Raw genomic sequence first — 7,877 nt, forward strand, 5'->3', positions numbered from 1 at the left:
CAGAAACGAATCACCTGTGCCGGTGAAGGGACGCCCCGACTCGATGAAGATCGCCATCGCCTCCGATCATGCCGCCGTCGATCTGAAGGCCGAACTCGCCGCCTGGCTGCGCGAGGCAGGGCATGAGGTCGACGATCTCGGCCCCGCCACCGCCGACCGCGTCGATTATCCCGACTATGGTTACAAGCTCGCGACAGCCATTGCCTCGGGCGCGGCCGAGCGCGGCATCGCGCTGTGCGGTTCGGGCATCGGCATCTCGATCGCGGTCAACCGCAACCCGGCATGCCGCTGCGCGCTGGTGGGCGAGCCGCTCTCGGCCGCCCTCGCGCGCGAACATAATGACGCCAATGTCCTTGCCATGGGCGCGCGCCTGACCGGCATCGACATGGCGAAGGCGTGCGTCACCGCTTTCCTGACGACCGATTTCGGCGGCGGCCGCCACGGCCCCCGCGTCGACAAACTCTCCCATCCCGCGCTCTGAAAGGACCAGAGATGAGCCTAGACACCCTCTCGCCCGCCATCCGTCAGGACGGTTTCTTCAGCGAAAACCTCGCCAGCGCGGACCCGGAGATTTTCGACGCGATCGGCAAGGAGCTGAAGCGCCAGCAGGACAAGATCGAACTGATCGCGTCCGAGAATATCGTATCGAAGGCGGTGCTGGAGGCCGCCGGCTCGATCTTCACCAACAAATATGCCGAAGGCTATCCGGGCAAGCGCTATTATGGCGGCTGCGAATATGCCGACGTGGTGGAGACGCTGGCGATCGAGCGCGCCAAGCAGCTCTTCGGCGCGAACTTCGCCAATGTTCAGCCCAACAGCGGCAGCCAGATGAACCAGGCGGTGTTCCTGGCGCTGCTCCAGCCCGGCGATACCTTCATGGGGCTCGACCTCGCATCTGGCGGCCACCTGACCCATGGATCGCCGGTCAACATGAGCGGCAAATGGTTCAAGGTCGTGCCCTATGGCGTCCGTCCCGACGATCACCTGATCGACATGGACGAGGTCGCCCGTATCGCGCGGGAGACCAAGCCCAAGCTCATCATCTGTGGCGGCACCGCCTATTCGCGCACCTGGGACTTCGAGCGTTTCCGCGAGATCGCGGACGAAGTGGGCGCCTATCTGCTCGCCGACATGTCGCACTTTTCCGGCCTCGTCGCGGGCGGCGCGCACCCCTCGCCGGTGCCGCACGCCCATGTCACCACCACCACCACGCATAAGTCGCTGCGCGGCCCCCGCTCGGGCATCATCCTCTCCAATGACGAGGCGATCGCCAAGAAGCTCAACAGCGCGATCTTCCCCGGACTTCAGGGGGGCCCGCTGATGCACATCATCGCAGCCAAGGCGGTGGCGTTCAAGGAAGCGCTGACGCCCGAGTTCAAGGCCTATGCCCACCAGATCGTGGCAAATGCCAAGGCGCTGGCCGCCACGCTGGCCGACGCCGGCCTCTCGATCGTGTCGGGCGGCACCGACAATCACCTGATGCTGGTCGACCTTCGCGCCAAGAACACTACCGGCAAGGCGGCGGAAAAGGCGCTCGACCGCGCCTACATCACCTGCAACAAGAACAATGTGCCGTTCGATACGGCGAGCCCCTTCGTCACCTCGGGCGTCCGCCTCGGCACCCCCGCCGGCACCACGCGCGGTTTCGGCGAAGAGGAATTTCGCGAAATCGGCCGCCTGATCGCCGAAGTCGTAGAAGGCCTCAAGCGCAACGGCGACGAAGGCGACGGCCAGGTCGAAGCGCATGTGCGCGAAAAGGTTCTGGCGCTGACCGGCCGGTTCCCGATTTATTGACCTTATTGGGGAGAGCTTGCCTCTCCCCGTTCGCCCTGAGTAGGGGCTGAGCGAAGTCGAAGACCCGTATCGAAGGGTCTGTGTGCGACCTGTCCTTCGATACGCCACTTCGACAAGCTCAGTGGCTACTCAGGACGAACGGAGTATATGATTTCTCATGCGCTGCCCCTTCTGCTCGCACGAAGACAGCCAGGTGAAGGACAGCCGTCCGACCGAGGACAATGCCGCCATCCGCCGCCGCCGCCAGTGCGAGGCGTGCGGCGCGCGCTTCACGACCTTTGAACGCATCCAGTTGCGCGACATCTGGGTTGTGAAGAGCGAGGGGCGCAAGGAAGCGTTCGACCGCGACAAGCTCGCCCGATCGGTCGGCATCGCCTGCCGCAAGCGCCCGATCGACCCGAGCCGCCTCGAAAAGCTGATCTCCGGCATTCAGCGCCAGCTCGAAACCAGCGGCGAAAGCGAAATCCCCGCCCGCGCGATCGGCGAAATGGTGATGGAGGGCTTAAAGCGCCTCGACAGCGTCGCCTACATCCGCTTCGCCAGCGTCTACAAGGACTTCACCGACGCCAAGGACTTCGAGGAGTTCGCAGGGAGCGTGCAGGAGGTGGCGCGTGAGTGACGAATATATCCCCGTTCGCCCTGAGCGAAGTCGAAGGGCTCGGCTGAGCGAAGCGAAGCCCTAGGACCATGGCCTTCTACAGCTACATCCTGCGATGCGCCGACGGCTCCTATTACACCGGCCACACCGACGATCTGGAGGCGCGGTTCGCCGCCCATCAATCTGGCGCGATCAAGGGCTATACGTCCGATCGCCTGCCCGTCGAACTAATGTGGTCAGCCGGATTTGCGACCCGCGCCGAAGCCATTGAGAGCGAAATTCAGATCAAGGGCTGGTCCCGAAAGAAGAAGGAAGCGCTGATTGCTGAAAATTGGGAAAAGTTGAAGCAGGCCGCCATATCTCACACTTCGCCTTCGCTCAGTGATGCCCTTCGACTTCGCTCAGGGCGAACGGAAGGAGAGGCCGCTACTCGTACCAAGACTATGCCAACCCCCACCCCCATCATCGTCCTCGTCCGCCCGCAACTCGGCGAAAACATCGGCAAGGCCGCGCGCGCCATGCTGAACTTCGGCCTCACCGAAATGCGCCTCGTCGCCCCGCGTGACGGCTGGCCCAACCCGGACGCCGGGCCAGCCGCCGCCGGTGCCGACGCTGTCCTCGACGGCGCGCAGGTTTATGACACACTCGCCGACGCCGTCGCCGACTGCGCGCATGTCTACGCCACCACGGTCCGCAAGCGCGGCGTCACCAAGCCGGTCGTGACGCCCGAGGAAGCCGCGCGCGAGATCCACGTCGCGCAGGGCCGCAGCGCCTATGTCTTCGGCCCCGAACGCTCGGGGCTGGAAACGGAAGACGTCGCCCTCGCCCGCAAGATACTGACCGTGCCGATCAACCCGGATTTCGGCTCCTTGAACCTCGCGCAGGCGGTGATCCTGTGCGCCTATGAATGGTCAAAGCAGGCCGATCTCACCCAACCGACCGTCACCGACCTTGGCGTACCCGCTCCGCAGGAGGAATTGGAGGGCATGATCGCCCAGTTCGAGGCGCTGCTGGACGGCGCCGGCTATTTCTTCCCGCCCGACCGCGCGCCCGCGACCAAGCGAACGCTGCGCAACCTGCTGACCAAGCCCGGCTGGAACCATCTGGAGGTCCGCACCCTGCGCGGCGTGTTGTCGTCTCTGGCGAACCCGCGCCAGCGCTGAACTATACGCAATTCCGTTCGGCTCGAGCCTGCAAACGTCCGTGGTTAGGAACGCCCCCGGTCGAACGCCTCCATCTCATAGGCGATCGACAGCTCCACCAGATGATCCCACAGTTCGCCGATCATCTCCCCCGGCATCCCCGCCGCTTCCGCCTCCGCACGGGCATTCGCGATCACCTCCGCCTTGCGCGCCTCATCCCGCACCGCGCCACGATCCTCCTTGATCCGCGCCGCCGCCCGCATATGGGCGAAGCGCTGCGCGAGCAGCGCGACGATCTGGCGGTCGAGATTGTCGACACCGGCGCGCACCTGCGCCATGGTGGAATAGCTGTCAGGGTCCATGTCGCCCGCCTAAGGCCAGCGCATCCGCCTGTCGAGGGGTTGACACAGCAGCCCGCCCTCGTCATAGGCGCGCCTTCGCAATTGGCTCCGCACTCCGGTGAAGCGGCGGCCCTGCCCCTGAAATATGGCAAGCAGGCGAGACCGGAAACAACGTTATAAGCAATTGAGGAAAGATATATGTCGAAGCGCTCCAGCGCCAAGTACAAGCTCGACCGCCGGATGGGCGAAAACATCTGGGGTCGCCCGAAGAGCCCGGTCAACAAGCGTGAGTACGGCCCCGGCCAGCACGGCCAGCGCCGCAAGGGCAAGATGTCCGACTATGGCATCCAGCTCCGCGCCAAGCAGAAGCTCAAGGGCTACTACGGCGACATCACCGAAAAGCAGTTCAAGAAGAACTACACCGAAGCCGCCCGCATGAAGGGCGACACCGGCCAGAACCTCATCGGTCTGCTGGAACGTCGCCTCGACGCGCTCGTCTATCGCGCCAAGTTCGCGCCGACCATCTGGGCCGCGCGCCAGCTCGTCAGCCACGGTCACATCTATGTGAACGGCGTCAAGTGCAACATCGCCAGCCGTCTGGTGAAGCCGGGCGACGAGATCACGCTGGGCAAAAAGGCGCAGGAAATGGCGCTGGTCCTCGAAGCGCAAAGCCTGCCCGAGCGCGACATCCCCGACTATGTGTCGCCCGACGGCGCCGCCAAGGTCACCTACGTCCGCGTCCCCACGCTCGACGAAGTGCCCTATCCGGTGAAGATGGAACCGAACCTGGTCGTCGAATTCTATTCGCGCTAAGTCCTTCGGATAGCTCGATAATAGGAAAGGGCGGCCCCGCGAGGGAGCCGCCCTTTTGCTTGCCCCCACATCCCGCTATGACGCCGCCATAGCCGCCCGTCAGAGGACCAGCCGTCATGACCTATCGCATGCCCGCCGAATGGGCGCCCCACGACTGGACCTGGATCGGCTTTCCCGCCACCCCAGCCGAATGGCCCGGCGCGTTCGATGCGGCGCGGGCGCAAATCGCGGCCTTTGCCAACGCTCTCCACGCAAACGGACGCGAGGAAGTCCGCCTTGTGGCCGCGAGCGAGGCCGACGCCGACGCCGCGCGCGCGATAGTCGATTCAACTGTACAGATCGTTGTACAAAAGCTGGGCGACGTCTGGCTGCGCGACACCGCGCCGATCGCCGTGCTGAACGGCGCGGGCGAGCGCGCGCTGGTCGATTTCGGCTTCAACGGCTGGGGCGGCAAGTACCAGATGCCGGGCGACGAGGATATCGGCGCGCGCCTCGCCGCGACGACCGGCCTGCCCGTCGCGGCGCAGAACTGGGTGTTCGAAGGCGGCGCGGTCGATACCGACGGCACGGGCCTTTTCGTCACGACCGAGCAATGCCTGCTCAACCCCAACCGCAATCCCGACCTCGACCGCGGCAAGATCGAGACGTTGCTCGCCGGCAGCCTGGGCCTCTGCGACATGCTGTGGCTGGGCGATGGCCTGCTCAACGACCATACCGACGGCCATGTCGACAATCTCGCCCGCTTCGTCGCGCCCGGCACGCTGGCGCTTCCCATCGCGACGACCCCCGACGATCCCAACGCCGCCATCTACGCCGACGCCCGCGCCCGCGCAAAGGCGCATGGGGTGACGGTGGTCGACATCCCCTCCCCCGGCCTTGTCGAGGTCGATGGCGAGCCGATCCCGGCCAGCTACATGAATTTCTACATCGGCAACGCCGCCGTCATCGTCCCCATCTATGGCCGCCCCAATGACGCTGCCGCGCTCGACGCCCTGCGCCCCTTCTTTCCGGGCCGGGATATTGTCGGATTGCGGAGCGACGCCATATTGTCGGGAGGCGGCAGCTTCCATTGCTGCAGCCAGCAGATGCCCTCCCAGTCCCCCGTTCGAGAGACAGAATGACCAAAGTCACCGTCGCCGCCCTGCAACTCGCCTTTTCGGACGACATGGCCGACAATATCGCCATGGTCGCCGACCATGTGACCAGAGCGGCCGCGCGCGGGGCGAAGATCATTCTGCCGCCCGAACTGTTTGAAGGCCCCTATTTCTGCCGCGAGGAGGATGAGGCGCTGTTCGCCCGCGCGCAGTCGGTGGACGAGCATCCCGCCGTGCAGGACATGCGCAAGCTGGCGAAGGAGTTGGGCGTCTATATCCCGACCAGCTTCTTCGAGCGCGACGGCCATCATCACTACAACTCGCTCGCCATGATCGACGATCAGGGCGAGATCTTGGGCGTCTATCGCAAGAGCCACATTCCCGACGGGCCGGGCTATGAGGAGAAATATTATTTCCGCCCCGGCAATAGCGGATTCAAGGTGTGGAAGACCCGATATGGGACTATCGGCGTCGGCATCTGCTGGGACCAATGGTATCCCGAAAGCGCGCGCGTCATGGCGCTGATGGGGGCGGAGATGCTCTTCTATCCGACGGCGATCGGCTCCGAGCCCTATGACGCTGACCTCGACACCAGCCGCATGTGGCGGCGCGCGATGATCGGCCATGCCGTCAGCAACTGCATGCCGGTGATCGCCGCCAACCGCATCGGCGAGGAGGACGGCCAGCGTTTCTACGGCCACAGCTTCATCACCGACGAATGGGGCGATTTCGCCGCCGAAGCCGACGCCCGCGACAATGGCGCGCTCGTCGCCACGCTCGACCTCGACCGCGCGCGCAAGCACCGCGCCGGCATGGGTTTCTTCCGTGACCGCCGCCCGGAGCTTTACGCCCGCATTGCCCAGGATATCTAGGGCACGCAAAGATGTACCGACTGCATCCAGGCGATACATCCCATCGGCTCGAAAGTGCCGGACTGGCCCCGGCCGTCGCCGGGGACCAGCTATGATGGGCTACTATCAGCCGATCAGTTTCAATATGCCCTGCTGGCTCTGATTGGCTTGCGCCAGCATCGCGGTCGAAGCCTGGCTCAATATCTGGGCCTTGGCGAGCTGGGTGGTTTCGTTCGAGAAATCGGCGTCCTCGATCCGGCTGCGCGAGTCGGTCAGGCTCAGCATCTCGGTCGAAAGGTTCGCCACCACCGATTCCAGCCGGTTCTGCATCGCGCCGAACGTCGCGCGCGTCGCCGAGATGGTGTTGAGCGCATCGTCGAACTTGGCGAGGTCTGCGGTCGAAAATGCAACCGCTGTGGGGTCGATCGCCGACACGCCGCCGGTCACGACCGCCGCGATCGTCGCATCAGCGCTAAGGTCGGTAAGGTCGATCGTCACCCCATTGGAGGCGTTTGCGCCTGCCTGGATATAGACGTTCGCGGCCGTGCCATCGAACAGGTTCTTGCCGTTGAACTTGGACGTGGCGATCTGATCGTCGATCTGCCCCGCCAGCTGGTCCATCTCGGTCTTGATCGCGGTGCGGGCGTCCGTGTCGTTGGTGCCATTCAGCGCCTGGACCGCCAGCTCGCGCATCCGCTGGAGCATGTTGGTCATTTCGGCGAGCGCGCCGTCGGCGGTCTGGGCCAGCGACAGCCCGTCATTGGCGTTGCGGATGCCCTGCGCGATACCACGCACCTGCGCCGTCATCATCGTGGCGATGCCCATGCCCGCCGCGTCATCCTTGGCGCTGTTCAGGCGCTTGCCGGTGGAAAGCCGTTCCATCGCGCGGGTCTGCATCATCGACGCGATGGTCGATGAATTGGCGACGCGCAAGGCCGTCGAATTTGTTCCTACAACAGTCATAGAAGTCCCCGATCCATGAGCTTTGCAATATGGGGCCGACCCGGATGGCCGGCCTCTCACAGGACCAGAACGGCGGGAGGGCGCGGGGCTTTAGGAGGTCTTGGAAAAAATGGTTATCGGATTGGAAAGCATCTTTGCCGGGATGTTGCCGGCGATCGCAAGGTGGCGGATGACGGACTGGATTTATGGCTCGGGGACTAATACCAAGGTGCATTGATCAGAACCCATGGGCCCATTGGCGCAGTCCGAGTGACATGATGCGCCAGGGCTGCTCGACGAGC

Annotated in this window: 9 protein-coding genes; 7 read left to right on the forward strand and 2 right to left on the reverse strand. The window is 64.4% G+C overall.

The window, feature by feature from the left end; genetic code table 11:
* Positions 1-43 precede the first annotated feature (43 nt).
* From rpiB to ACETPF_RS17675, 4 genes are all read left to right on the forward strand, one after another.
* Positions 44-481 carry a ribose 5-phosphate isomerase B gene (gene rpiB, locus ACETPF_RS17660; protein WP_373935899.1) on the forward strand — a complete coding sequence of 146 codons (438 nt, stop codon included), beginning with the start codon at positions 44-46 and terminating at the stop codon, positions 479-481.
* A gap of 11 nt (positions 482-492) precedes the next feature.
* Entirely contained in the window at positions 493-1,794 is a 1,302-nt protein-coding gene (gene glyA, locus ACETPF_RS17665; RefSeq protein ID WP_373935901.1) for a serine hydroxymethyltransferase, read from the forward strand.
* A 157-nt stretch (positions 1,795-1,951) separates the two neighbouring features.
* Positions 1,952-2,413, forward strand: a complete 462-nt coding sequence (gene nrdR / locus ACETPF_RS17670; RefSeq protein ID WP_328278353.1) for a transcriptional regulator NrdR — start codon at positions 1,952-1,954, stop codon at positions 2,411-2,413.
* A 68-nt stretch (positions 2,414-2,481) separates the two neighbouring features.
* Positions 2,482-3,555, forward strand: coding sequence for a TrmJ/YjtD family RNA methyltransferase (locus ACETPF_RS17675; RefSeq protein WP_373935903.1), 1,074 nt, complete (start codon positions 2,482-2,484; stop codon positions 3,553-3,555).
* A 44-nt stretch (positions 3,556-3,599) separates the two neighbouring features.
* Here the strand turns inward: ACETPF_RS17675 and ACETPF_RS17680 are convergent, their stop codons facing one another.
* Positions 3,600-3,896, reverse strand: a complete 297-nt coding sequence (locus ACETPF_RS17680; RefSeq protein WP_373935905.1) for a chorismate mutase — start codon at positions 3,894-3,896, stop codon at positions 3,600-3,602.
* A 177-nt stretch (positions 3,897-4,073) separates the two neighbouring features.
* On the opposite strand from ACETPF_RS17680, the gene rpsD reads away from it, so the two are divergent.
* From rpsD to aguB, 3 genes are all read left to right on the forward strand, one after another.
* Entirely contained in the window at positions 4,074-4,688 is a 615-nt protein-coding gene (rpsD, locus tag ACETPF_RS17685; RefSeq protein WP_373935907.1) for a 30S ribosomal protein S4, read from the forward strand.
* A gap of 116 nt (positions 4,689-4,804) precedes the next feature.
* The gene (locus ACETPF_RS17690) at positions 4,805-5,809 is read left to right on the forward strand and encodes an agmatine deiminase family protein (protein WP_373935909.1); all 1,005 of its coding nucleotides are present in this window, start codon (positions 4,805-4,807) and stop codon (positions 5,807-5,809) included.
* The gene (gene aguB, locus ACETPF_RS17695; RefSeq protein ID WP_373935911.1) at positions 5,806-6,654 is read left to right on the forward strand and encodes an N-carbamoylputrescine amidase; all 849 of its coding nucleotides are present in this window, start codon (positions 5,806-5,808) and stop codon (positions 6,652-6,654) included. Before ACETPF_RS17690 ends, aguB begins: the two co-directional genes overlap by 4 nt.
* A gap of 105 nt (positions 6,655-6,759) precedes the next feature.
* Here aguB and ACETPF_RS17700 read toward each other — a convergent pair whose 3' ends face one another.
* On the reverse strand, positions 6,760-7,596 hold the full coding sequence (locus ACETPF_RS17700) for a flagellin N-terminal helical domain-containing protein (protein ID WP_373935913.1): 837 nt from the start codon (positions 7,594-7,596) through the stop codon (positions 6,760-6,762).
* Positions 7,597-7,877: the final 281 nt, after the last annotated feature.

The sequence above is a fragment of the Sphingobium agrisoli genome (assembly GCF_041877245.1).
GTDB lineage: Bacteria > Pseudomonadota > Alphaproteobacteria > Sphingomonadales > Sphingomonadaceae > Sphingobium.

Bases quoted from the DNA above. Each gene is read 5' to 3' on its own strand.
- rpiB (WP_373935899.1), top strand. From the start codon at position 44: ATGAAGATCGCCATCGCCTCCGATCATGCCGCCGTCGATCTGAAGGCC.
- glyA (WP_373935901.1), top strand. From the start codon at position 493: ATGAGCCTAGACACCCTCTCGCCCGCCATCCGTCAGGACGGTTTCTTC.
- nrdR (WP_328278353.1), top strand. From the start codon at position 1,952: ATGCGCTGCCCCTTCTGCTCGCACGAAGACAGCCAGGTGAAGGACAGC.
- ACETPF_RS17675 (WP_373935903.1), top strand. From the start codon at position 2,482: ATGGCCTTCTACAGCTACATCCTGCGATGCGCCGACGGCTCCTATTAC.
- ACETPF_RS17680 (WP_373935905.1), bottom strand. From the start codon at position 3,896: ATGGACCCTGACAGCTATTCCACCATGGCGCAGGTGCGCGCCGGTGTC.
- rpsD (WP_373935907.1), top strand. From the start codon at position 4,074: ATGTCGAAGCGCTCCAGCGCCAAGTACAAGCTCGACCGCCGGATGGGC.
- ACETPF_RS17690 (WP_373935909.1), top strand. From the start codon at position 4,805: ATGACCTATCGCATGCCCGCCGAATGGGCGCCCCACGACTGGACCTGG.
- aguB (WP_373935911.1), top strand. From the start codon at position 5,806: ATGACCAAAGTCACCGTCGCCGCCCTGCAACTCGCCTTTTCGGACGAC.
- ACETPF_RS17700 (WP_373935913.1), bottom strand. From the start codon at position 7,596: ATGACTGTTGTAGGAACAAATTCGACGGCCTTGCGCGTCGCCAATTCA.